The 23001-nt window shown below is 47.9% G+C and carries 25 protein-coding genes; 14 read left to right on the top strand and 11 right to left on the bottom strand.

The genetic code is table 11. From position 1 onward, the window contains the following. The first annotated feature begins 23 nt into the window (after positions 1-23). From rpsP to rplS, 4 genes are read left to right on the top strand one after another with little or no spacing between them, the layout of a single operon-like run. Positions 24-272, top strand: a complete 249-nt coding sequence (gene rpsP / locus ACTHSQ_RS02530; protein ID WP_003684452.1) for a 30S ribosomal protein S16 — start codon at positions 24-26, stop codon at positions 270-272. A gap of 15 nt (positions 273-287) precedes the next feature. After that, positions 288-797, top strand: coding sequence for a ribosome maturation factor RimM (gene rimM / locus ACTHSQ_RS02525; protein WP_440371235.1), 510 nt, complete (start codon positions 288-290; stop codon positions 795-797). Next, a complete protein-coding gene (trmD, locus tag ACTHSQ_RS02520; protein WP_440371234.1) occupies positions 797-1546 on the top strand; it encodes a tRNA (guanosine(37)-N1)-methyltransferase TrmD in 750 nt (249 codons plus the stop codon). The genes rimM and trmD overlap by 1 nt, the downstream gene beginning before the upstream one ends. A gap of 14 nt (positions 1547-1560) precedes the next feature. Beyond that, complete coding sequence (rplS, locus tag ACTHSQ_RS02515; RefSeq protein WP_003679470.1) at positions 1561-1926, top strand: 50S ribosomal protein L19; 366 nt, start codon at positions 1561-1563, stop codon at positions 1924-1926. A 211-nt stretch (positions 1927-2137) separates the two neighbouring features. Here the strand turns inward: rplS and ACTHSQ_RS02510 are convergent, their stop codons facing one another. Then, complete coding sequence (locus tag ACTHSQ_RS02510; RefSeq protein ID WP_003684437.1) at positions 2138-3547, bottom strand: PepSY-associated TM helix domain-containing protein; 1410 nt, start codon at positions 3545-3547, stop codon at positions 2138-2140. A 344-nt stretch (positions 3548-3891) separates the two neighbouring features. Here ACTHSQ_RS02510 and greA point away from each other — a divergent pair, with 344 nt between their 5' ends. Together greA and ACTHSQ_RS02500 are read left to right on the top strand one after the other, a co-directional pair. Beyond that, the gene (gene greA / locus ACTHSQ_RS02505; RefSeq protein WP_003684304.1) at positions 3892-4368 is read left to right on the top strand and encodes a transcription elongation factor GreA; all 477 of its coding nucleotides are present in this window, start codon (positions 3892-3894) and stop codon (positions 4366-4368) included. A gap of 95 nt (positions 4369-4463) precedes the next feature. Further along, the gene (locus ACTHSQ_RS02500; RefSeq protein WP_003684397.1) at positions 4464-4892 is read left to right on the top strand and encodes a DUF4149 domain-containing protein; all 429 of its coding nucleotides are present in this window, start codon (positions 4464-4466) and stop codon (positions 4890-4892) included. A gap of 134 nt (positions 4893-5026) precedes the next feature. Here the strand turns inward: ACTHSQ_RS02500 and ACTHSQ_RS02495 are convergent, their stop codons facing one another. Further along, the gene (locus ACTHSQ_RS02495; protein WP_003684290.1) at positions 5027-5788 is read right to left on the bottom strand and encodes an OmpA family protein; all 762 of its coding nucleotides are present in this window, start codon (positions 5786-5788) and stop codon (positions 5027-5029) included. A 442-nt stretch (positions 5789-6230) separates the two neighbouring features. Here ACTHSQ_RS02495 and ACTHSQ_RS02490 point away from each other — a divergent pair, with 442 nt between their 5' ends. Then, entirely contained in the window at positions 6231-7181 is a 951-nt protein-coding gene (locus ACTHSQ_RS02490) for a CysB family HTH-type transcriptional regulator (protein WP_036472646.1), read from the top strand. Between the two features lie 86 nt (positions 7182-7267). Here ACTHSQ_RS02490 and fnr read toward each other — a convergent pair whose 3' ends face one another. Next, positions 7268-8002 (bottom strand): fumarate/nitrate reduction transcriptional regulator Fnr, encoded by a 735-nt coding sequence (gene fnr / locus ACTHSQ_RS02485; RefSeq protein WP_003684408.1) that lies wholly within the window; start codon positions 8000-8002, stop codon positions 7268-7270. Between the two features lie 161 nt (positions 8003-8163). Here fnr and hemN point away from each other — a divergent pair, with 161 nt between their 5' ends. The 4 genes from hemN to ACTHSQ_RS02465 all read left to right on the top strand — a co-directional run bounded on the left by hemN (position 8164) and on the right by ACTHSQ_RS02465 (position 11623). Next, entirely contained in the window at positions 8164-9585 is a 1422-nt protein-coding gene (hemN, locus tag ACTHSQ_RS02480; RefSeq protein WP_440371233.1) for an oxygen-independent coproporphyrinogen III oxidase, read from the top strand. A 131-nt stretch (positions 9586-9716) separates the two neighbouring features. Beyond that, positions 9717-10049: a hypothetical protein gene (locus ACTHSQ_RS02475; RefSeq protein ID WP_070749357.1), complete on the top strand. Its 333-nt coding sequence runs from the start codon at positions 9717-9719 to the stop codon at positions 10047-10049. Positions 10050-10352: 303 nt separating this feature from the next. Next, positions 10353-10598, top strand: a complete 246-nt coding sequence (locus ACTHSQ_RS02470) for a DUF1289 domain-containing protein (RefSeq protein ID WP_036472649.1) — start codon at positions 10353-10355, stop codon at positions 10596-10598. A 38-nt stretch (positions 10599-10636) separates the two neighbouring features. Further along, entirely contained in the window at positions 10637-11623 is a 987-nt protein-coding gene (locus ACTHSQ_RS02465) for a TraB/GumN family protein (protein WP_440371232.1), read from the top strand. A gap of 99 nt (positions 11624-11722) precedes the next feature. On the opposite strand, the gene ACTHSQ_RS02460 is transcribed toward ACTHSQ_RS02465, so the two are convergent. The 8 genes from ACTHSQ_RS02460 to ACTHSQ_RS02425 form a co-directional block, all read right to left on the bottom strand. Next, a complete protein-coding gene (locus ACTHSQ_RS02460) occupies positions 11723-12718 on the bottom strand; it encodes an ornithine carbamoyltransferase (protein ID WP_440371231.1) in 996 nt (331 codons plus the stop codon). A 143-nt stretch (positions 12719-12861) separates the two neighbouring features. Then, complete coding sequence (locus ACTHSQ_RS02455) at positions 12862-13617, bottom strand: methylated-DNA--[protein]-cysteine S-methyltransferase (protein ID WP_440371277.1); 756 nt, start codon at positions 13615-13617, stop codon at positions 12862-12864. Between the two features lie 167 nt (positions 13618-13784). After that, complete coding sequence (locus ACTHSQ_RS02450) at positions 13785-14111, bottom strand: hypothetical protein (RefSeq protein ID WP_440371230.1); 327 nt, start codon at positions 14109-14111, stop codon at positions 13785-13787. Between the two features lie 268 nt (positions 14112-14379). Continuing rightward, entirely contained in the window at positions 14380-15513 is a 1134-nt protein-coding gene (dapE, locus tag ACTHSQ_RS02445; RefSeq protein WP_440371229.1) for a succinyl-diaminopimelate desuccinylase, read from the bottom strand. 112 nt (positions 15514-15625) lie between these two features. Then, positions 15626-16246, bottom strand: coding sequence for a glucose-6-phosphate 1-dehydrogenase family protein (locus ACTHSQ_RS02440; protein ID WP_440371228.1), 621 nt, complete (start codon positions 16244-16246; stop codon positions 15626-15628). A 34-nt stretch (positions 16247-16280) separates the two neighbouring features. Beyond that, positions 16281-16790 (bottom strand): hemerythrin domain-containing protein, encoded by a 510-nt coding sequence (locus ACTHSQ_RS02435; protein ID WP_063075615.1) that lies wholly within the window; start codon positions 16788-16790, stop codon positions 16281-16283. Positions 16791-16875: 85 nt separating this feature from the next. Next, positions 16876-17454 carry an azurin gene (azu, locus tag ACTHSQ_RS02430; RefSeq protein ID WP_440371227.1) on the bottom strand — a complete coding sequence of 193 codons (579 nt, stop codon included), beginning with the start codon at positions 17452-17454 and terminating at the stop codon, positions 16876-16878. Between the two features lie 291 nt (positions 17455-17745). After that, complete coding sequence (locus ACTHSQ_RS02425; RefSeq protein WP_154953194.1) at positions 17746-18168, bottom strand: DciA family protein; 423 nt, start codon at positions 18166-18168, stop codon at positions 17746-17748. 153 nt (positions 18169-18321) lie between these two features. Here ACTHSQ_RS02425 and secA point away from each other — a divergent pair, with 153 nt between their 5' ends. From secA to ACTHSQ_RS02410, 3 genes are all read left to right on the top strand, one after another. Beyond that, entirely contained in the window at positions 18322-21075 is a 2754-nt protein-coding gene (secA, locus tag ACTHSQ_RS02420; RefSeq protein WP_440371226.1) for a preprotein translocase subunit SecA, read from the top strand. Between the two features lie 132 nt (positions 21076-21207). Continuing rightward, entirely contained in the window at positions 21208-22308 is a 1101-nt protein-coding gene (aroC, locus tag ACTHSQ_RS02415) for a chorismate synthase (protein WP_003684369.1), read from the top strand. Between the two features lie 117 nt (positions 22309-22425). Next, positions 22426-22863 (top strand): ProQ/FINO family protein, encoded by a 438-nt coding sequence (locus ACTHSQ_RS02410; protein WP_003684418.1) that lies wholly within the window; start codon positions 22426-22428, stop codon positions 22861-22863. Positions 22864-23001 lie beyond the last annotated feature (138 nt).

Raw genomic sequence — 23001 nt, 5'->3', positions numbered from 1 at the left:
CGCATTTTTCAAAAGGACTCAAAATGGTAGTTATCCGTTTGGCTCGCGGCGGCTCAAAACACCGCCCTTTCTTCAACGTAGTCGTAACTGACTCTCGCAACCGTCGTGACGGCCGCTTCATCGAGCGCGTAGGTTTCTACAACCCCGTTGCCAATGAAAAACAAGAACGCGTACGTTTCGACGCAGATCGCATCAACCACTGGGTTGCTCAAGGCGCGAAAGTTAGCGACGCAGTTGCCAAACTGATTAAAGAGCAAAAAATCGCTGCTTAATCAGCCAAAACGACCATGACAGACACTCAAAAACGGGTAGCCATGGGCTACATCAAAGGCGTATTCGGCATTAAAGGCTGGCTTAAAATTGCCGCCAACACCGAATATACCGACAGCCTGCTGGACTACCCCGAGTGGCAGTTGTGCAAGGATGGCAAGACCCTGAATGTTGTGCTTGAGGCAGGTAAAATTGTCAATGGCGAACTTCAGGTCAAATTTGAAGGTATAGACGATCGCGACCAAGCATTTGCCTTGCGCGGCTATACCATCGAAATCCCCAGAGAGTCATTCGCCCCTACTGAGGAAGACGAATACTACTGGGCAGATTTAGTCGGCATGACCGTCATCAATAAAGAAAACATCGTCCTCGGCAAAGTCAGCAACCTGATGGAAACCGGTGCAAATAATGTTTTGATGATTAAAGGCGAACACGGGCAAATCCTGATTCCCTTTGTCTCCAACTATATCGAATCTGTCGATACCGACAGCAAAACCATTATCGCCGACTGGGGTTTGGACTACTGATGCTGATTCAAGCCATCACCATTTTCCCGGAGATGTTCGACAGCATTGTCGAATATGGCGTTACAGGCAGAGCAAGAAAACAAAATCTTTGGCAGTTTCAAGCCATCAATCCCCGAAAATTTGCCGATAACAAACTTGGCTATGTCGATGATCGCCCCTTCGGAGGCGGTCCGGGAATGATTATGATGGCGCCGCCGCTTCAAGCGGCAATTGAAGAAGCCAAAGCAAACTCGCAAAAACCTGCCAAAGTAATTTATCTCAGTCCGCAAGGTCAGCCGCTGACACATAAAAAAGCTGCAGAACTTGCCGAACTACCCCATCTTGTTCTTCTATGCGGACGCTATGAAGGCATAGATGAAAGACTGCTGCAAAGCAGTGTGGACGAAGAAATCAGCATTGGCGACTTTGTCGTCTCGGGTGGCGAATTACCCGCCATGATGTTGATGGATGCCGTCTTAAGATTGGTTCCAGGTGTATTGGGCGATATACAGTCAGCCGAACAAGACTCGTTTTCAGACGGCCTTTTAGACTGTCCTCATTACACCAAACCCGTAGAATTCCAAGGCATGATAGTTCCCGAAGTCTTACGCTCAGGAAATCATGGCTTGATTGCCGAGTGGCGATTGAAACAATCGCTGCGACGCACTTTAGAGCGCCGACCTGATTTATTGGAAAAGCGCAGTTTAATCCCAAAGGAATCCCGCCTCTTAAAAGAAATCTTGCAAGAGCAACAGGAAATCCAATCATAACTTAGGAAAAACAAATGAACTTGATTCAACAATTAGAGCAAGAAGAAATCGCTCGCTTGAACAAAGAAATCCCTGAATTCGCTCCAGGCGACACCGTTGTCGTATCTGTACGCGTGGTTGAGGGTTCTCGCAGCCGTCTGCAAGCATACGAAGGTGTTGTTATCGCTCGCCGCAACCGTGGCCTGAACAGCAACTTCATCGTTCGCAAAATCTCTAGCGGCGAAGGTGTAGAACGTACTTTCCAACTGTACTCTCCTACCGTAGAAAAAATCGAAGTTAAACGCCGTGGTGACGTACGTCGCGCCAAACTGTACTACTTGCGTGGCCTGACCGGTAAAGCAGCTCGCATTAAAGAAAAATTGCCTGCTCGCAAAGGTTAATAGCTTTCATCAAAAACCCACTTCAATGAAGTGGGTTTTTTGTTTTTTATACAAAAACTCCTTGTCTTTCTTACACAATCCTGCAAGCTAATCACAATAAACACCTCACGCATAAACTGAAATAGAATCATAATCCCCTAATTCTTTTGACCTTTATAACAAAGGCCGTCTGAAACAAAAGATTCAGACGGCCTTTAATTACATCGGACGGTTATTTAAACCATCTTGCCAATGCCGGGATACGCGACAACAACAGTGTATCCAAAATCCAAATAACAGCGATTGCGGCAATAGCAGTTGGGAAAATCACAGCCAAAATCAAAAGCGGCACAGCCATTGCCCACCATACCGGCAATTTGATTTTCTGCGCCGGAGGAACCAAACCACGTGCTTCCGAAGGACGGCGTTTCCACCACATTACACAGCCGCTGACACAAATAAAGATAATCGCCAGACAGAACAAGACATTTGCCAATACGCTCCACCAGCCCAATGTACCCATATGCAAAGCAATGCTTGCCGCCATGAATTTACCAAACCAGTTGTAATCGTCGAAATGAATATCAGCCAAAATTTTACCGCTGTATTGATCGATGTGTACCGTGCGGTCAGCAGTCGGACTAATCATATCGTAACTCATTGAGTCTTGCGACAGCGTCCATACGCCGGTCTCACCCTTAGGCAAATTAAGCTGATAACGGCCTTTAAAGCCAATTTCGCGGGCAAAGCGGTCAACCGTCTCCAAAGTCATCGGCTCACTTGGATTAATACCGTTTTCACCCATTGTCGTACCGGAAACCGGCATAGGCGTCAACTCCAAAATCCATGGCACTTCTTTAGATTTACCGTCATTCAGCACATCACCATGGGTTGGTACGGAAGATACCGGATTAGGCTCCACACCCCATTTACCGGCAGGAAATTGACTCCACGCCTGAACCACTTTACCGCCCCAAATTCCCGCCCAAGCAATACCTGACAGACAGAACAGCAACAAAATCAAAGAAACCCAAGTGCCAAATGCACCGTGCATGCTACGCCACCATGTGCGTCCTTTGCCTGCTTTCGGCACAAGCATGGATTTCAGGCTGCGCTGTTTCGCCCACCACAAATAAATCCCAGTGATTATCATCAGGATGGTCAGCGACGCGGTAGTTTCCAGCAGATAGTCACCCACCGGGCCGATCATCATATCGCCGTGGATTTCGTCCATCGTGTGATACCAGCCTTGACCACGCGGCATCGTATTCACAACTTTTGCTGTATAGGGATCAACGGCAACCATAGTGGCTTTATCATCATTGTTCACGCGGAATACGGCAACCATATCATCTGCGCGTGGCGCAATATACTGCACTACAGAAGCAGTTTCCGGATTCACAAACTGTCTGGCGGCCTCAGCCTGAGCCGACAAAGGCTGCACCACTGCCTGCGGCGTAATATGTATGCGTTCGCCTTCTTTACCGGTAATATTGGCGAATAGCAGCATTCCCAACCCTGTAACAGCCAGCAGGGTTAAAAACGGCGCAACCAAAAGTCCGGCATAAAAATGCCATCGCCAAACAGTTAAATAACGGCGGTTAGCCCGTTGTTCATTTTGGGAAGTTGGTTTTGTTTCCATATTTTCTCTTTATATAGTTAAAGCAGACTAATCACTACGGATTAGCAACAGGTATTTTAATCAAAAACATTCATTTAAGAAACCGTTTTTCCAATACAGCTTTGAAATACTTCAATATTTAGTTTTTAGGCCGTCTGAAAAAACAAAATAGACAGAAAACAACACTTTACTGAAATTCCGTTTTAATCATTGCGGTTTCGGCAGAATTTGGTAGAATACAGACATTACTTATTTATTCATCAAGCCGCCAAGCTTTGGCGGCTTGTATTTTTATTTCCAATCCGGCTAACGCGCGTGGCCGGATAAAATTTTAAAAGCATCATCATGCTTTCATGGAGAACTCAATGCAAAAAATCCCTTTGACCGTCCGTGGTGCAGAATTGTTGAAACAAGAGCTTCAACACCTCAAAAGCGTAGCACGCCCAGAAGTCATTGAAGCCATCGCCGAAGCACGTTCGCACGGCGACTTGTCTGAAAACGCAGAATACGAAGCCGCCAAAGAGCGTCAAGGCTTTATCGAAGGCCGCATCGCCGAGTTGGAACACAAACTCTCTATGGCGCATATCATCAACCCTGCCGAAATCCATGCAGAAGGTAAAATCGTGTTCGGCACAACTGTAACACTGGAAGATTTGGAAACCGAAGAGCAAGTTACCTACCAAATCGTCGGCGAAGATGAAGCAGACATCAAAGAACGCAAAATCTACGTTGGCTCCCCCATTGCCCGCGCCCTGATCGGCAAAGAAGAAGGCGACGTTGCAGAAGTTCAAGCACCCGGCGGCGTACGTGAATATGACATCATTGCCGTGCAATATATTTAAATAAACAAAAGGCCGTCTGAAAACATTTTCAGACGGCCTTTTGTTGTACCAAAACATCATAATAGAAAAAGTGAAATATTCCCAGGAGAAACATAATGAATCTACTGTACAAAATTATCCAAACCGCTGCCGCTATGTGGCTCGGTATGCAGCTAACAGCAGGTTATGTTACCGCCCCTATCCTGTTCCGCCTTCTGCCTAAAATGCAGGCGGGAGAAATTGCCGGCATTTCATTTGCCATCACAGCACTATGTGGCTTAGTTATTTTTGGCGCAGCCTATGCCTTTTTCAGACGGCAACTGGCCTCACTTTCTTGGTGGATCTTGGTACTTTGGCTACTCTTAGCCTGCAACCATCTTTTGGTTACGCCGGTTATCGAAGCACACAAATATGGGCTGGATAACTGGCTGCTGTCCCTAGTAGGTGGAACATTCGGTGTTTGGCACGGCTTATCCAGTATTATCTTTTTGATTTGTACGATACTGGCAGCCATCTGCGTATGGAAATGGCCCAAGCCAAACTAATCTGTCTTAATAAAAGGCCGTCTGAAAATAAGTCTTTCAGACGGCCTTTTATTTTGAATCATGAATTCCCCGACTCTTCAAATATAAACCATAAAAAATGCCCTGCAATATGCAGGGCATTTTTCACAAACTGATTAAGGTTTAGCGTAACCGTGAACGCCATTGTAAGGAGCTGGGATCCAACCTTCATCAGAAGCAGGCAATTCGCCTTGACCTTCGATAGTTTGGCCTGGAGCAACTTGACGAGTAACAATGCTGCGGATTTTAACGTCAACGCGGCGGTCAGGCTCGATACAAGCGATAAGAGCAGCACGTTTCTTAGCTTTAGAAACTTTTTTGCCCAGTTTAGCAACTTCAGCTTCACAAGTAGCAGTCATGCGAGCTTGAGATTCGCCCAAACCTACTGCAGAGATTTTGCTAGAAGCAACGCCACGGCCTACCAAGTAGTTAGCAACTACGTTAGCACGACGCTCAGACAGAGCTTGGTTGTATTGCTCAGAACCCATGAAGTCAGTGTGACCTTCAACACGTACAGTTTCTACGTTTTTGTTGCTCAGGCGTTGAGCCAAAGCGTCCAGGTTTTCTTGAGCTTCAGGACGCAGGTTGTCTTTGTCGAAGCCGAACAGAGTTTTAGTAGACAGAGAAACAGTTTCATCAACATACTCAGGAGCTTGTTGTACAGGAGCAACTGCTTCACGATCACCACATTCAACACGGCCTTGGGTAGCTTTGTCGAAGTAGCTGTTTTTCCAGCATTCGCCGTAGTTGTTACGGACGATTTCTTGAGATTGGCTGCTTACGGTGTAACCGTGTTTGGTGTGCGCTTCGCTGGCCATAGCGGTGCCGGAGGCAACCAAGGCAACGAACAATGCGCTTAATTTCAGCTGTTTGGTCATTTTATTCCCTCATCAAATTGTTATGCGGCGGACTAGGAAAGCAACCGCTGCAAAGTACCAATATACAGGCCGCAGTATCAAAACAGCGGCAAATCGGATATATCAGGTTGCACTATAAAGAAGCGCAAGGCAAACTGTCAATACTCGATGCCTTCAAACAATCATGAAGTGCCTGTTTCCTAGTAGTTAATCATGCCGAAAAATCAATCTTGTGTCATTAATTTAGGGCAAAATCAGACAATTCATCCACCTTAAGTTGTACAAAAACAACAAAACCCCTTTCCCTCTTCTTTCCTGAATTTCCCGTTTTCATATCGTTAAAAGATATTTCCATTAAAAACAATCGTTTTCAAAACTCGGGGCAAAACTGGGCAAAATATGTTAAATTACATGCCGTTTGTCGCACAAAATCCACATTAACAACGTATCCGGTACTGCTACCATGAAACTGCAACAATTACGTTATGCCCTTGAGGTTTACCGACACAATCTGAATGTCTCCGAAGCCGCCGATGCGCTTTTCACATCCCAGCCCGGCATTTCCAAACAAATCCGCCTGCTTGAAGAAGAATTGGGTATCCAAATTTTTATCCGCAGCGGCAAACGTGTGGTTTCCGTTTCGCAACCGGGCAAAGCCGTATTAGAGATTTCGGAACGGATTTTGCGTGATGTACAAAACATTAAAAATATCGGCAGCGAATTTACCGATCATGACAGCGGCTCCCTGACCATCGCGACAACGCATACCCAGGCGCGTTATGCTTTGCCAAAAATCGTTGCGGAGTTTGTCAAAAACTACCCTAAAGTCAATTTGACCATCAAACAAGGCAGCCCTTCTGCCATTGCGCAAATGGTCAGCAGCGGCGAAGCTGATTTGGCAATTATTACTGAACGCATTGACGATCATCCTGAGTTGGGAAAACTGCCCTGCTATGAATGGAACCATGCCGTCATTGTTCCGCACGACCACCCTCTTTTGGACTGCCGCAATCCTTTAAGCCTTGAAGATTTGGCTTCTTTTCCGCTGGTTACTTACGAATTTGCTTTTAATTCCGGCAGCAGTATCGCGCGTACATTTAATAAAGCGCATATTGAGCAACCTGATGTTGCCTTATCGGCTGCCGATACGGATGTACTGAAGACGTATGTCCGCTTAGGCTTGGGCGTTGGTTTGATGGCTAAAATGGCGTACGATCCCATTGTCGATCAAGATTTACAACTTATTGATGCGGCACACTTATTTGAACCGTCGCCTACATGGATAGCCTTACGCACTGATACCTACCTGCGCGGCTACGCGTATGACTTTATCCAGATGTTTGCACCAAAACTGACCAGAGAAGTAGTCGACCGTATTCTGTACACACCGGTTGTTGAAGATTTTTCAATTTAATATCTGACTATCACTTTCGTAACTTAACAATTATTCTTTAATTCTTGTTAAAAAGGCCGTCTGAAATATTTCAGACGGCCTAAGATTCAGATAGCGTGCGAACAACCGGAAACCATTTTCTTCAAGGTTGTCGCATCTAAGATTTTGATGTGCTTGTGTTCAACCGAAATCAAGCCTTCATGATGGAATTTAGACAAGGTGCGGCTGACTGTTTCCAGTTTCAGTCCCAAATAGCTGCCGATTTCCTCACGCGACATCCGCAAGATAAAATCATTGGCGGCGAAGCCTCGTGAATAGAGACGCTGAGACAGGTTGAGCAAGAATGCCGCCAATCGCTCTTCAGCGCGCATATTGCCCAAAAGCAACATAACGCCCTGATCTCGGACAATTTCGCGGCTCATCAAGCGGAAAAAGTGGGAGCGGAGGCTGGGAATATCCTGACCGAGTTCCTCAATATGAGTAAACGGAAGCTCGCATACCTCGCTGTCTTCCAAAGCCACAGCATCACAGCTGTGAATATGGGAACAAATCCCATCCATACCGACCAGTTCGCCCGACATAAAAAAGCCGGTTACCTGATCGCGTCCATCTTGGCTGGCGACTGTTGTCTTAAAGAAGCCTGCACGGATGGCAAACAAAGAGGTAAACGGCTCGCCGGCACGGAACAGGTATTCACCTTTTTTCAGACGGCGGCTTTGACGAATAACCGCGTCCAGTTGTGAAAATTCGTTAGGCATCAGTCCGACAGGCAAACACAGCTCGCGTAAAGAACATGTGGAACACAAGGTTTTCATTTGATGTGTTGCATTGTGTGTGGCCATAACGCACCCTTAATCTGCATAGTTCTATAAATCCCTGATGAAGCCGAATAACTATTGACCCAAGTCAAAGTCGGCATATCATTATCAGGCATTCTACCAAACTATCGAAATTTTGACTAAAATTTTCCCTAATTTCCCTACTTTATACTACAAGCCCGACCATGAAAATCATCCCCATCTCAAATAACACCAACACAAACAACGAATTACCGGAATTCGATCGTGAATTGATTGCCAGTTTGCCATCAAGCGGTCCCCGTTATACATCCTATCCGACTGCCGACCGCTTCCATGAAGGCTTTAAAGAAGCCGAATATATCCAAGCTTTAAGCCTGCGCAATACGGGAGCGCTTAACAAACCCCTTTCGCTCTACATCCACATCCCCTTCTGCAATACCATCTGCTACTACTGCGGCTGCAACAAAATCATTACCAAGGACAAAAGCCGTGCCGATGCCTATATCCAGTATCTGGAAAAAGAAATGGAATTGCTGGCACCGCATTTGGGCGGAAGACACCAGCTCGCGCAGCTCCACTTCGGCGGCGGTACGCCCACATTCCTGAGCGACGACCAACTCGAACGCGTCTTCGACATGATTCGTAAATACTTCCAGCTGATTCCCAACGGCGAATACTCCATCGAAATCGACCCGCGCAAAGTCAGCCGCGAAACCGTCCTCAAACTGGGCAAACTCGGTTTCAACCGCATGAGTGTCGGTATTCAAGACTTTGACCCTAAAGTGCAGGAAGCCGTCAACCGCATTCAAAGTTATGAAGAAACCAAAGAAGTGATTGATGCCGCGCGTGAAGCCGGTTTTAAATCGGTCAGCGTCGATTTGATTTACGGCCTGCCGCACCAAAACACCGAAAGCATCAAAACCACCATCGACACGGTCTTGTCCCTCGATCCCGACCGCCTTGCCCTTTACCACTACGCCCACCTGCCGCATATCTTCAAACCGCAACGCCGTATCGACACCAATGTCGTTCCCGGCAGCGAAGAAAAACTCGATATGCTGCAATATTGCGTTCAAACCCTGACCGAGCGCGGCTATGTCTTCATCGGTATGGACCACTTTGCCAAACCTGACGACGAACTCTCCATCGCCCTCAAAGAAGGTTTCCTGCAACGCAACTTCCAAGGCTATTCGACCTATGCCGACTGCGACTTGGTAGCGATCGGCGTCTCCTCTATCGGCAAAATCGGCAGCACCTACTCCCAAAACGAGCGCGACATCGATGCCTATTACGCCGCACTCGATGCCGGACATCTGCCGATTATGCGCGGCTACCAGCTCAATCAAGACGACATTTTGCGCCGCAACATCATTCAGGATTTAATGTGCCGCTTCTCGCTTGATTATCAAATTTACGAAAGCGTGTTCGGCATTCCGTTTAGCCGCTATTTTGCAGCCGAACTGGAAGATATGAAGCAACTAGAAACCCTCGGCCTAGTCCGTCTCAAACCGAACAGCCTGACCGTGACGCCGAAGGGCCGTTTCCTGATCCGCAACATCGCCATGGTGTTCGACTACCACTTGCGCCATAAAGAAACCAAAGCCAAATACTCGCAAACTGTGTAAACAGGAATGGACAAGGTCGTCTGAAAATTTTCAGACGACCTTTGTTTTTATTTTCAATACTTTCGGGTAACATAAAACCATATTTTCCGCTTTATCAGGATTCAAAGTTAATTTGTATAGGCGCGTATCCTATGATTACCGAGCAGCAAAACGATATCCTCAGCATCAATCAAGTGCAGCTTCTCCTTGCTGAAAAACGCACGGCACTTGCTATCATGCGTACGGGCATTGCCGTTTTCGCACTCCCTTTGTCTATTTTCAGTGCGCTGATTGCGACATCGAAATGGTACGAAGCCGTCGATGTTTGGCCTTTGCTCTCACTGGTCAGTCTGATGAACATCAGTTTGATTATTTTCTCGGTCTATCTGATTACCCGCTCACTCCGTAGAATGCATCAATACGACCGAATGATTGCCGATATCAAATACAACAACCAGTCTTTACGCAAACTGATTAAGTCATAAAGTGCAAATAGTTGGAGCTAGGCATAAGGTCGTCTGAAAATCAAAATATAGAGGAACTCCAGATTTGTATTAAAACATGATTCTGCCAAACATACCGTAATTGTTCTTGGAGACCTTACTGTACACTTTGCTCCTCCTATTTGAATCGATACGATACCATTGCAGTAATTGGGATATAAAATGAACAACTCAATTGGATACTTGGTAGGAATCCTACCGGATAGACCTGTCGTGTTTAGACGAAAGCGAAAGCAGTCTGAAATTTTGGTTTGTCCGGTCTCTTATCTCAAACGCTTTTAAAATATGGAACAACCCGATTTTTTCCCCATCCCCAGTCCCTGTATAGGTGTCTGCGAAGCCAATGCCAAAGGTTATTGCAAAGGCTGTCTGCGCAGTCGGGAAGAGCGCTTGTACTGGCTCCAGATGACCGACAGCCAAAAGCATCAAGTCATGCACCTTCTGTCCCTCAGGAAGGCCAAAATCCGCAACCGCAAACTGGAAAAACCTGAAACGGGCGAACATCCGGTTCAAAACCTGCTCGATTTCTAAATTGCCCTTACCTACCGCACACCACAATAAGGAAAAATATGAAAAAACTGCTTGCCTGCCTGCTTGTACCATTGACCGCTCTTGCCTTGGGTGCCTGCAAACCCGCCGCAACTTCAACCGACAACAAACCTGCCGAACTTAACTGGCAGCAGCCTAAACTGACCAGCAATGTTTGGAAAATCAGCAAAGAAGGCCAACCCAATTCCTACCTGCTCGGCACCATCCACATGGGGCAAACCAATCAAACCTTGTCTTCCGATGCAGTCAAACTATTGCAATCCACCGACCAATTGACCACAGAAGTTGACCCATTGCCGGACAGCAGTCCGGAAACGAAAAAAATGTATCAAAAATACTTCAAAGAAGTCATGAGTACCGAACCACTCAGTCGCAAGCTTGGAAAAACAGATTTCCGTCTTTTACAAGAAATCTATTCGCAAAATGAAGAAAGCCAACCCATCGCCCAAATGGCCGACAAACTCCATCCGTGGGCAGCATTCATTTTTGCCGGCAGTACATTTCCCAAAGGGTATAGCTCAGAAACCGGTGCAGATATGTTGCTGACTAACGCGGCAGTCGGTATCAATAAACCGCGTGGTTCATTGGAAAGCTTAGACGATGTTACCGCGATCTTCAAAGCACAGCCTGAAGAAACCATGCTCAACTTTCTGAAAGCCAGTATTAAAACCAATAAAGAAGAAACCGAAGATGTCAAAAAACTCCATCAAGCCTATTCAGACGGCCGCTTTGAAGAACTCATCCCACTTTTGGAAGAAACCGAACAACGCACCCTCAAACTTGTTGATACCAAATACGCCAAAGCCATGTCCAATTGGCTGAAAAACGACCTCCTGATCCGACGTAACTTGGCATGGCTGCCTGAAATCCGCAAGCAATCCGCCAAGCAAAGCACCCTCTTTGCCGTCGGTATTGCCCATTTACCCAGCGAAAAAGGCTTAATCGAACTATTGCGTCAAGAAGGCTATCAAGTAACGCCCGAACCCAAAGTCCTGATTTGGCAATAAACCCCAATCAAACAACAAGGCCGTCTGAAAGTCTTTCTTTCAGACGGCCTTTATTTAATCTCTATTAAATGAAGCAGTAAGCAATGTTGAGCGTAACAATCAATCGCCTAATGCCGCTACCATCACCGCTTTAATCGTATGCATCCGGTTTTCTGCCTGATCAAACACAATGCTGGCTTCGCTTTCAAAGACTTCTTCCGTTACTTCCACACCATTCAGGCCGAATGTCTCATAAATCCATTCGCCGACCTTGGTTTCGCGATTATGGAAAGCAGGCAGGCAATGCATAAACTTGACTTGCGGATTTTCCGCCACCGCCATCAATTCGGGGGTAACGCGGTAATCTTTCAGCAAATCGATACGCTCTTGCCAAGCCTCTTTAGGCTCGCCCATGCTGACCCACACATCGGTATGGATAAAATCCACGCCTTTCACGGCTTTCTGCGCATTCTCCGTCAACAGAATCCGTCCGCCGGTCTCTTTGGCAACAGCCTGCACCGTTTCGATAATGTTTTCAGACGGCCACAAACTTTTCGGTGCACCGATACGCACGTCCATGCCTAGTTTCGCAGCCAACACCAGCAACGAATTGGCCATGTTGTAACGCGCATCGCCTACATAGGCAAACGCAATTTGGTTCAAAGGCTTGTCGCTATGTTCGCGCATCGTTAGCGCATCGGCGAGCATTTGGGTCGGGTGGAACTCGTTGGTCAAACCATTGAACACAGGCACGCCTGCATACTTGGCCAGCTCTTCCACCACATCCTGCCCAAAACCGCGATACTCGATACCGTCAAACATCCGTCCTAAAACACGCGCGGTATCCTTAATGCTTTCCTTATGTCCGATTTGACTGGCAGAAGGCTCCAGATAAGTTACCCCTGCGCCTTGGTCGCGTGCGGCCACTTCAAACGCGCAACGGGTGCGGGTTGATGTTTTCTCGAAAATCAGGGCAATGTTTTTTCCCTTCATCCGCTGCACTTCGCGCCCTGCTTTTTTAGCAGCTTTCAATTCGGCGGCAAGGTCGAGATAGGTGGTAATTTCTTCCGGCGTAAAATCCAAAAGTTTTAGAAAATGGCGGTTTTTCAGGCTCATGTCTTATTTCTCTTTTTCTAGCGTGGGCGTTGCCCAACATTTTTCTCCATGCAGATTTTTCCGGGCTTCCCCGATCTCCTGCTGCTCAATTTTTCAGCGTGCGAAGCCTGCCCGAAGCGCGGCCCCTTATCCTCTATCAAAACTCAGAACAAGGCCGTCTGAACTTCGCCTCGCTCCAAGGCAAGCAACGACTGTTTGCGGTTCAAGCCGCCTGCGTAGCCGGTCAGTTTACCGTCGCTGCCAATAACGCGGTGGCAGGGAATCAGGATAGACACCTTATTCTGTCCGTTTGCAGCGGCAACGGCACGAATGGCTTTAGGATTACCCAACTGTTGCGCCTGCTCCTTGTAGCTGCGCGTTTCACCGTAAGGAATGGTCAGCAGCGCATCCCACACCTGCTGTTGAAAGGCTGTACCTATCGTTTCCAAAGGTGTCGCAAAAACTTTCAGACGGCCTTGAAAGTATAAATCCAATTCTTGGCGCAAAAGTTGCGTTTGCTCATTTTCTTGGAAAATAAACTGTCCGTGCAAAGCTTTTTGGACAGCCATGATTTCCTGTTCCATATGTTTCTGCCCGACAAATTCCAACAGACACAAACCCTTGCTGCCGAACACCGCCAACATCTCGCCCAACGGCGTGGCAACCGTGGCCGCAGTCAGTTCGTGCGGACTACCCGGATAACGCGTTTCCAACAGTCGGACAGCTCGGCGGATACGAACATATTCTTGAGGCGTACAACCGATACAATCAATAAAATCCTGCTCAAGCTGCTTGGCTTCGTGTTCCGTAAACCGCTTGTGCAGCAAGGCTTCGAGGTCGGCAGAAAAGTCGGTTTCCAACTGCTCGCGGATTTCATTCCACTTTGATGGAAGATTGTTTAAAAAAGGCAGAGTAATCATCTGCATTTACTCCCGATAATCAACAAACACCAACCAATTACTCGATGAATGATAAGTTCCACCATCCGGTACGGCGGCTTTAAAACTTATGCGCAGGTTGGCTGGAAGTTTCCGCCTACCCTCTCAATGAAATTCACTCAAAATTTTATAAAATCCAAAAATTGGAATTATAGAATTTTCTTTAAAACAACAAACTCTTTGTCTTTTTCTATCTTAAATTTTCCCAAGACCCACTCGCCACTCTTTTTAAACTCTCCGTTTTCTCCACAATAGCCTCTTTGCTCAACCTTAGTCGCTTGCAGAATCACTTCGTCATCACTTACAAATCGATAAAGACCTTCTGAATGCGGAAAACAATCATTACCGCATTCTGCTGAATAACTGCTGCTAAACCTGCCGTCCTTATCAAACTCAATGTGCGTTCCATAAATGCGATTATCAGAGCCGGCTGTTTCTACCCGACTGAGATAATATGCGTTTTGGGGCGTATCCATGGGCAATTCGTCAATATGCCACAATCCCACCAGTGTATTTTTTTTCTAAAATTTTTCCTTGACTGATTGAAACCACCGGGGGCTTTGGTTTGGACTCAAAGCAACCTGTCAAAGACAATGACAATCCCAATACAACAAGGGCAGAGATAAATTTCGGCATGGGGAAACCTTTAGTGAAGAAATCGATTAATGACAGTCAAAGCATTGCCCCAATGTATGCCAATTTTGATGGGGCAATACCCTTTCTGCCGTTTTCAGACGGCCTTTTTCACTTCAACAAACGTTTCAACATACCTTCATACACTGCCGACAGCTTCGGAATATCGTCCAAATGTACGTTTTCGTTGATTTGGTGGATGGTCGCGTTGGACGGGCCTAACTCGATGAGTTCTTTGGCAATGGCCTTGATGAAGCGTCCGTCCGAAGTACCGCCGGTGGTGGACAATTCGGCCTCAACGCCACAAATCTCGGCAATGGCTTCGCGTGCCACATCGGTCAGTTTTCCTGCCTGAGTCAGGAAAGGTTGGCCTGAACAAGACCACTGCAAATCGTATTGCACGCCGTGTTTGTCCAAAATGGCGTGGACGCGTTGTTTCAGCCCTTCTTCAGTGGACTCGGTAGAGAAACGGAAATTGAATTTGACGTTCAGCTCGCCCGGAATCACGTTGGTCGCACCTGTGCCTCCGTTGATATTGGAAATTTGGAAACTGGTCGGCGGAAAGTATTCGTTGCCCTCGTCCCAGACTTCTTGTGTCAGCTCTAACAAGGCTGGGGCAAAAGTATGCACGGGATTGATTGCCAAATGCGGATAGGCAATATGGCCTTGCTTGCCTTTGACGGTCAGGTTGCCCGACAACGAGCCTCGGCGGCCGTTTTTCAACATATCGCCCAATTTATCCACGGCAGTCGGTTCGCCGACGATACAGTAATCAATCAACTCGCCGCGCGCTTTCAACACATCGACGACTTTGGTCGTGCCGTCCAGCGCATCGCCCTCTTCGTCCGAAGTAATCAGGAGCGCGATGCTGCCTTGATGATTGGGATTTTCGGCAACGAATTGCTCGCAGGCGGTAACGAAACAGGCAATGCTGGTTTTCATATCCGCCGCGCCGCGGCCATACAGACGGCCTTCACGCTCGGTCGGTTCAAACGGAGGCGAATCCCATTTTTCAACAGGTCCTGTCGGCACGACGTCGGTATGTCCGGCAAAGCAGAACAACGGAGCCTGCGTACCGCGTCGCAACCAAACGTTTTTGGTGTCGCCAAAATGAAGCTCCTCTACGGCAAAACCGATTTTTTGCAGGCGTTCGGCCAGCAGTTGTTGGCAGTTTTGGTCATCCGGCGTAACGGACGGGCAGGAAATCAGCTCTTTGGCAAGCTCTAGGGATTGAGTTTCGGTCATATTTGTTCACTTTGAGAAACAGGCCGTCTGAAACGTTCTGAATATAATTTTCAGACGGCCTTGAGTTTATTTGAAGATACTGAATAGGCAGTCTGCCTTTCAGTATTCTGAGTTATTCTCCATGACAAGCTTCATAAAGCGGCAGTAATTCTTCCACTGTTTCCACTATCCATTTCGCGACATCCTGCTTGCCCAAATCATCGCGTTCGATGTGTTTCCCGATACAGAAGAAATCTTTGTCGTCTCGAAGCTTTCTATCGCCGTCGCTTTGTTGGGCGACGGTACGATAATCGTTATATTCGCTTTCCGCACCATGCCACATATCGAAGGAAGCGTATTTTTCAGTATCAAAATTATCCAGCCAGCGGTTGTAATCAGGCAGCGCAATGGGGGAAACATCGGCTTTATAGCAATGCCAGTCCAAGCTGACACTCAAACGGCGGCGATTCAGCAAAATCGATAAAATCGCTGCGGAATTTTTATATTGTTCATATTTGAAATAGGCAAAGAAATGAGCGCGCACCTGCCAGCCGTTACACCAGCGTTCGATATGCGGCGGCGCAAACGGCGCACCCAATTCGGCGGCAACCTGCTGGATCAGCTGCTGCCATACCTGCCAGTTTTCTTTATAGTCTGCCTTGATTTGCGGAATGCTTTCAGGCTGGTATTTTTTAAGCTGGGAAAACTGGAAAAAAGGGATATTGAACAAATCGCAACTTTTGGGGGTCAGCATAGTGTATTCCTTGAGACGATTGTTTCAGACGGCCTTATTTGCGGCGGCGTGCGGCCATAATTTCACCGATTTCGGTCAATTTTTCTTTGGGGATAAAGGTTTTGCCCATATCAAACAGCGGCTCTTCAATCGCCAGATGAACATCATATCCTGCGACAAAACGTTTGAATGCTTCGGCATCAGGGATATAGGCATTGTCCGCTTCAAGCTTGGCAAATTCAGCCGCTACGCCGTCCCAGTTGCCATGCAGGCTGACATGTTGGCGCAACAACTCGTCAACGCTTTCTTGAGCTTGCGGCGCATATTGCAACAAAAGCGGAAAGAAGTTTTCTTCTTCATCTTCATGGTGCAACGGCGCGGCAACGTTGAAATACTGGGCAATTTGGCGGATGGTTTGCAAAACAACCTGATTGCAGCCGTTTTCGGCGATATAGTCCGACAACATGGCAACCTGATTGCAGAAACGGCGCACTTTGCCGTGGCAGGCGTACAGCATTTCAATAGGTTCGGCAAAAGTAACGCTTTTGGTTTCAAACGGATTCATAGGATTTATTCTTAAATTAATGTTTCCAGATTATAACAAAACAGCCTGCGCAAGGCAGGCTGTCTGTTTTCGAGCTTTAGGCGGATTAGTCAACCAAAGTAACTTTACCGTTCATCAAAGCGCCGTGACCTGGGAAGGTGCAAGCGAATTTGTATTCGCCGCCAGCCAGTTTGGCTGGATCCAGAGTCAAAGAAGATTCTTCGCCGCCACCGATCAGTTTGGTGTGGGCAACAACACGTGCATCATCAGGTTTGACGTAGTCAGTGTCAGCTGCGCCAACGCCATCTTTGAAAATACCATCCATGTCTTCAGCTTTACCGATGACAATGTTATGACCCATGCTGGTTTTAGGTTGGGTACCGGTGTGTTTCAGGGTGATGGTGAATTCTTTACAAGCTTTGCTTACTTGGATTTCTTTAGTGTTGAACTGCATAGCGTCGTTGGCTTCAACAGTAGTCGCGCAGTTGCCGGCAGCAGGAGCAGCGGCAGCGTCGACCGGAGCGGCTTCAGAAGCAGGAGCTGCATCAGCAGGTGCAGTAGTTTCTGCGGGGGCAGCTTCGGAAGCAGCAGAAGCAGCAGGGGCTTCTGCAGGTTTTGCAGCTTCTTGAGAGCATGCAGCCAAGCCGATAACGGCAGCGGAAATCAGAGCCAGATAAGCTTTCATTGATGTATCTCCTAATGATGAGAGTTTTGTTAAGTTCTATTAATAGCACCACACGAATATATTAATAAAAGGCAAACGCCAAACTAAAATTTATCCGCATAGCGTGATGTGAAATTCAGGCGTTATTTTGCTACAAACTTCACACGAAATCAAAGTTTCAAGCCAAGTTTACATCAGTTTACCTAAAAGAAAACAGATACTTTCTAGGTCGTATTTCTTTAGTATTAGATACTATCAGCCGAACGATATAAGTTTTAACATTTATTAACTATAATCTCATTTAACATAATTTTAACGGCTATGCTTGCGTACCAATTCTGCCAATGCCGCCGCCAATTCGGGATGTTTGCCTTCCAATTTGGCTGCCGCCTCATCGAAGCTGTCTAAAGCTGCCTCACTCAATCGCAAACTATTGGTTTTCGGCTGAGCCGGAGGCTTGGGAACTACCCTGACCACCACTTCCCTTACGCCTGCATGCAATGTTTGCAACTTGGGCAACATGGCAGGCAGGATCATTTTCAAACGCGAAGCAGCCATATTGTTGGCGGCAAGCAAGACCAATCTTCCGTCTTCTACGCAGGCCGTCTGAAAATGCGGATGCAGGTTTGCCGGCAAAACCGTTTTGATTTTTGCATCCAATTTCCGCCATTGTTGCGATTGTTGCAACAAGCCCGCCAATAAATGATCGCGTTTGCCTAATTGTGCTAAATCCATAGTTTCAGACGGCCTCTCAGTGAATTAACCAAACAATTACAATTGAAATACAGCAAAACCGCCTTTATTTCAAACAGCATTACCGCGTTATACAAGCGCTTGTGTTAAAATCCCAATTTCGCCCACTATTATATCAAGGCGCAGGAATTATTCATGCTGACAAACATTGCTAAGAAAATCTTCGGCAGCCGCAACGACCGCCTGCTGAAACAATATCGTAAATCCGTTGCCAAAATCAACGCGCTTGAGAAACAAATGCAGGCCTTGAGCGATACAGAACTGCAAGCTAAAACAGCCGAATTCAAACAACGTCTCGCCGACGGACAAAGCTTGGACGACATTTTGGTCGAAGCCTTTGCTGTCTGCCGCGAAGCATCGAGCCGTGTATTGGGCATGCGCCACTTTGATGTACAGCTGATCGGCGGTATGGTCCTGCACAACGGCAAAATCGCCGAAATGCGTACCGGTGAAGGTAAAACTCTGGTGGCCACCCTTGCCGTTTACCTGAATGCATTGTCAGGAAAAGGCGTACACGTCGTTACCGTCAACGACTACCTCGCCTCCCGTGACGCAAGCATTATGGAGCCGTTGTACAATTTCTTAGGCTTGAGCGTCGGCGTGATCGTCGCCGATTTGCAACCTTTCGAACGCCAAACTGCTTACGGTGCCGACATTACTTACGGTACAAACAACGAATTCGGTTTCGACTACCTGCGCGACAATATGGTTACCGACCAATACGACAAAGTTCAGCGCGAATTGAACTTTGCCGTAGTCGACGAAGTGGACTCCATTTTGATTGACGAAGCGCGTACACCGCTGATTATTTCCGGCCAAGCGGATGACAACATCCAGCTCTACCGCGTGATGAACGCCGTTCCTGCCCTCCTTATCCGCCAAGAAACCGAAGAAGGCGAAGGCGATTACTGGGTAGATGAAAAAGCACACCAAGTTATCCTGAGCGAAGCCGGTCACGAACACGCCGAGCAAATCCTGACCCAAATGGGCTTGCTGCAAGAAAACGACTCCCTCTACTCCGCCGCCAACATCGCCCTGATGCACCACCTCATGGCAGCATTGCGCGCGCATACGCTGTTCCATAAGGACCAACACTACGTCATCCAAGACGGCGAAATCGTCATCGTAGACGAATTTACAGGCCGTCTGATGTCGGGCCGCCGCTGGTCCGAAGGTCTGCACCAAGCCGTCGAAGCCAAAGAAGGCGTGGAAATCAAACGCGAAAACCAAACGCTCGCGTCTATTACCTTCCAAAACTACTTCCGTCTGTATAGCAAACTGTCCGGCATGACCGGTACGGCCGACACCGAAGCCTTCGAGTTCCAAAGCATTTACAACCTCGAAACCGTCATCATCCCGACCAACCGCCCTGTACAACGTAAAGACTTCAACGACCAAATCTTCCGTTCAGCCGAAGAAAAATTTGAAGCCGTCGTCAAAGACATCGCCGAATGCCACAAAAACGGCCAACCGGTTTTGGTTGGTACAACCAGCATCGAAAACTCCGAACTGGTTTCCCGCTTGTTACACGAAGCAGGTCTGCCGCATAACGTTCTGAACGCCAAAGAACACGAGCGCGAGGCATTGATTGTGGCCCAAGCCGGTAAAGTCGGCGCAATTACCGTTGCCACCAACATGGCCGGCCGCGGTACCGATATTGTCTTGGGCGGCAACCTCAAACATCAAATCGAAGCCATCCGTGCCGATGAAACCTTGAGCGAACAGCAAAAACAAGCGCAAATTTCCGCCCTTGAAAGCGGTTGGCAAGCCGAACACGACCAAGTTGTGGCCGCAGGCGGTTTGCACATTATCGGTACAGAACGCCATGAAAGCCGCCGTATCGACAACCAATTACGCGGTCGTGCGGGCCGTCAGGGCGACCCCGGTTCCAGCCGTTTCTATCTGTCGTTTGAAGACCCATTGTTGCGCCTGTTTGCACTCGACCGTGCCGCCGCCATCCTCAACCGCTTGGCTCCTGAACGTGGCGTTGCCATCGAACACGGCCTTCTGACCCGTCAAATCGAAGGCGCACAACGTAAAGTCGAAGGCCGCAACTTCGATATGCGTAAACAGGTTTTGGAATACGATGACGTTGCCAACGACCAACGTAAAGTGATTTACCATCAACGCAACGAAATCCTGACCAGCAAAGACGTCAGCGATTTGACCCGCGAAATCCGCGCCGACGTTATCAGCGACTTGGTTGATTACCACATCCCGCCTGACAGCATGGAAGAGCAATGGGCCATTCCGGCACTGGAGCACCAACTTGCCGCCGATTTCCGCCTGCATGTCGATATTAAAGGCTGGCTGAAAGAAGACAGCACTTTGGACAACCAAGACATTAAAGAACGCCTCATCAAGCGCATCGAAGACGAGTATGCCGAAAAAGTCGAATTGGTCGGCAAACAGGCTATGTCAGACTTCGAACGCAATGTTATGCTGCAAGTTATCGACAACCAATGGCGCGAACACCTCGCCGCTATGGACTACTTGCGCCAAGGTATCCATCTGCGCAGCTATGCTCAGAAAAATCCAAAACAGGAATACAAACGCGAAGCTTTCGCCATGTTTGAAAACCTGTGGCGCAGTATCAAACAAAACATTGCCGCTTTGCTGACTGCCGTTCAAATCGAGCGCAACAGTGAATACGACCATACTGCCGCACAAAGCGTCAGCGATGTTCAAACCGTCCACTCCGATGCGCCTGATATGGAAGAATTGCTCGGCCAATCGCAAACCGATTTGGTTACAGAAGCGTTCGATCCTGACGGCACAGACTTCAGCCCCGAAGCGCTTGCACAAAACGGCCTGATTGTTCACCGCAACGATCCTTGCCCTTGCGGCAGCGGCCTGAAATACAAACAGTGCCACGGTAAATTGAACTAAGCAGTCATCTCAAAAGGCCGTCTGAACAAGTGTAAAAACGAAATCAAAGATTCTCGTTTCACCGTTCAGACGGCCTGAGAATTATCCAAACAAGCAAAAAATTTCCAAACCCAATTTCAAAAGAGTATCCCTATGGCAGGCAATACCTTCGGACAAATCTTTACCGTTACCACTTTCGGCGAAAGCCACGGCGCAGGCTTGGGCTGCATCATTGACGGCTGCCCGCCCGGATTAGAATTGAGCGAAGCGGATATCCAATATGACCTTGACCGCCGCAAACCCGGCACCAGCCGCCACGTTACCCAACGCCGCGAAGCCGACCAAGTCGAAATCCTCTCCGGCGTATTCGAAGGCAAAACCACCGGCACACCCATCGCCCTCCTAATCCGCAATACCGACCAACGCAGCAAAGACTATGGCAATATCGCCACCAGCTTCCGCCCTGGTCATGCCGATTACACCTACTGGCATAAATACGGTACACGCGACTATCGCGGCGGCGGTAGAAGTTCCGCCCGCGAAACCGCCGCACGTGTTGCCGCTGGAGCAGTTGCAAAAAAATGGCTGAAAGAAAAATTCGGCACGGAAATCACCGCCTACGTTACCCAAGTCGGTGAAAAAGAAATCCAGTTTGAAGGTTACGAATATATTTCCCAAAATCCTTTTTTTGCCGCCAACCAAAGCCAAATTGAGGACTTGGAAAACTATATGGACAGCGTGCGCAAATCATTGGATTCTGTCGGCGCAAAACTTCATATCGAAGCAGCCAACGTCCCTGTCGGCTTGGGAGAACCGGTTTTTGACCGCCTCGATGCAGAAATTGCCTACGCCATGATGGGCATCAATGCTGTCAAAGGCGTGGAAATCGGTGCAGGTTTTGATAGCATAACGCAACGCGGCAGCGAGCATGGCGACGAGCTCACGCCACAAGGCTTTCTATCCAACCACTCAGGCGGCATCTTGGGCGGCATCAGTACAGGACAAGATATCCATGTAAATATTGCCATCAAACCGACCAGTTCCATCGCCACACCGCGCCGCAGTATTAATATAGAGGGCAACCCTGTCGAGCTTGCCACACACGGCCGCCACGACCCCTGCGTCGGATTACGCGCCGCTCCGATTGCAGAAGCCATGCTGGCCTTGGTATTGATTGACCACGCCTTACGCCATCGTGCGCAAAATGCCGATGTTCAAGTTAATACACCGGACATTGCCAAACTGGGGAAATAACCGTTTATTTCTGAATATTCTCAGAAAAATTTAGCCAAATCACAGTCTTTATACTACAATAGCACCTTATTGCCGTATGACGAAAATACGGATTTATATTAGAGGAATACAACCGCAATGGCACAAGAAACCGCTTTGGGCGCTGCGCTGAAATCTGCCGTCCAAACCATGAGCAAGAAAAAACAGACAGACATGATTGCCGACCACATTTACGGCAAATATGATGTATTCAAACGATTCAAACCGTTGGCCGTCGGTATCGACCAAGACTTGGTTGCCGCCCTGCCCCAATACGACCCTACACTGATTGCACGCGTACTGGCCAACCACTGCCGCCGTCCGCGCTATCTGAAAGCCCTGGCTCGCGGCGGCAAACGTTTTGACTTGAACAACCGCTTCAAAGGCGAAGTCAGCGCAGAAGAACAAACCATCGCCCAACAGCACCCAGCCGTTCAACAGGCATTGGCTGCACAAGCCGAACGCCAAGCCGCTAAGGCTACCACTGAAGCAGAAGCGGCTCCTGCACAAGCTGAGATCAACGAAGCTGCTGAATAATGTTCAGACGGCCTGATAAGGCTCATACTAAATAGAAAAAACCCCAGTTCAATACGACACTTAAACGTCGATGGATTGGGGCTTTTTATTGCCTTAACCTTATAGTAGGCTGATTAAAAATAGCTTTGTTTATATCCT

It is taken from the genome of Neisseria sp. P0009.S008, from assembly GCF_051958615.1.
GTDB lineage: Bacteria > Pseudomonadota > Gammaproteobacteria > Burkholderiales > Neisseriaceae > Neisseria > Neisseria subflava.
The sequence above is the reverse complement of the archived record's forward strand: the minus strand, read 5'-3'. Positions and strand labels throughout refer to the sequence as shown.

Bases quoted from the DNA above. Each gene is read 5' to 3' on its own strand.
- rpsP (WP_003684452.1), top strand. From the start codon at position 24: ATGGTAGTTATCCGTTTGGCTCGCGGCGGCTCAAAACACCGCCCTTTC.
- rimM (WP_440371235.1), top strand. From the start codon at position 288: ATGACAGACACTCAAAAACGGGTAGCCATGGGCTACATCAAAGGCGTA.
- trmD (WP_440371234.1), top strand. From the start codon at position 797: ATGCTGATTCAAGCCATCACCATTTTCCCGGAGATGTTCGACAGCATT.
- rplS (WP_003679470.1), top strand. From the start codon at position 1,561: ATGAACTTGATTCAACAATTAGAGCAAGAAGAAATCGCTCGCTTGAAC.
- ACTHSQ_RS02510 (WP_003684437.1), bottom strand. From the start codon at position 3,547: ATGGAAACAAAACCAACTTCCCAAAATGAACAACGGGCTAACCGCCGT.
- greA (WP_003684304.1), top strand. From the start codon at position 3,892: ATGCAAAAAATCCCTTTGACCGTCCGTGGTGCAGAATTGTTGAAACAA.
- ACTHSQ_RS02500 (WP_003684397.1), top strand. From the start codon at position 4,464: ATGAATCTACTGTACAAAATTATCCAAACCGCTGCCGCTATGTGGCTC.
- ACTHSQ_RS02495 (WP_003684290.1), bottom strand. From the start codon at position 5,788: ATGACCAAACAGCTGAAATTAAGCGCATTGTTCGTTGCCTTGGTTGCC.
- ACTHSQ_RS02490 (WP_036472646.1), top strand. From the start codon at position 6,231: ATGAAACTGCAACAATTACGTTATGCCCTTGAGGTTTACCGACACAAT.
- fnr (WP_003684408.1), bottom strand. From the start codon at position 8,002: ATGGCCACACACAATGCAACACATCAAATGAAAACCTTGTGTTCCACA.
- hemN (WP_440371233.1), top strand. From the start codon at position 8,164: ATGAAAATCATCCCCATCTCAAATAACACCAACACAAACAACGAATTA.
- ACTHSQ_RS02475 (WP_070749357.1), top strand. From the start codon at position 9,717: ATGATTACCGAGCAGCAAAACGATATCCTCAGCATCAATCAAGTGCAG.
- ACTHSQ_RS02470 (WP_036472649.1), top strand. From the start codon at position 10,353: ATGGAACAACCCGATTTTTTCCCCATCCCCAGTCCCTGTATAGGTGTC.
- ACTHSQ_RS02465 (WP_440371232.1), top strand. From the start codon at position 10,637: ATGAAAAAACTGCTTGCCTGCCTGCTTGTACCATTGACCGCTCTTGCC.
- ACTHSQ_RS02460 (WP_440371231.1), bottom strand. From the start codon at position 12,718: ATGAGCCTGAAAAACCGCCATTTTCTAAAACTTTTGGATTTTACGCCG.
- ACTHSQ_RS02455 (WP_440371277.1), bottom strand. From the start codon at position 13,617: ATGATTACTCTGCCTTTTTTAAACAATCTTCCATCAAAGTGGAATGAA.
- ACTHSQ_RS02450 (WP_440371230.1), bottom strand. From the start codon at position 14,111: ATGGATACGCCCCAAAACGCATATTATCTCAGTCGGGTAGAAACAGCC.
- dapE (WP_440371229.1), bottom strand. From the start codon at position 15,513: ATGACCGAAACTCAATCCCTAGAGCTTGCCAAAGAGCTGATTTCCTGC.
- ACTHSQ_RS02440 (WP_440371228.1), bottom strand. From the start codon at position 16,246: ATGCTGACCCCCAAAAGTTGCGATTTGTTCAATATCCCTTTTTTCCAG.
- ACTHSQ_RS02435 (WP_063075615.1), bottom strand. From the start codon at position 16,790: ATGAATCCGTTTGAAACCAAAAGCGTTACTTTTGCCGAACCTATTGAA.
- azu (WP_440371227.1), bottom strand. From the start codon at position 17,454: ATGAAAGCTTATCTGGCTCTGATTTCCGCTGCCGTTATCGGCTTGGCT.
- ACTHSQ_RS02425 (WP_154953194.1), bottom strand. From the start codon at position 18,168: ATGGATTTAGCACAATTAGGCAAACGCGATCATTTATTGGCGGGCTTG.
- secA (WP_440371226.1), top strand. From the start codon at position 18,322: ATGCTGACAAACATTGCTAAGAAAATCTTCGGCAGCCGCAACGACCGC.
- aroC (WP_003684369.1), top strand. From the start codon at position 21,208: ATGGCAGGCAATACCTTCGGACAAATCTTTACCGTTACCACTTTCGGC.
- ACTHSQ_RS02410 (WP_003684418.1), top strand. From the start codon at position 22,426: ATGGCACAAGAAACCGCTTTGGGCGCTGCGCTGAAATCTGCCGTCCAA.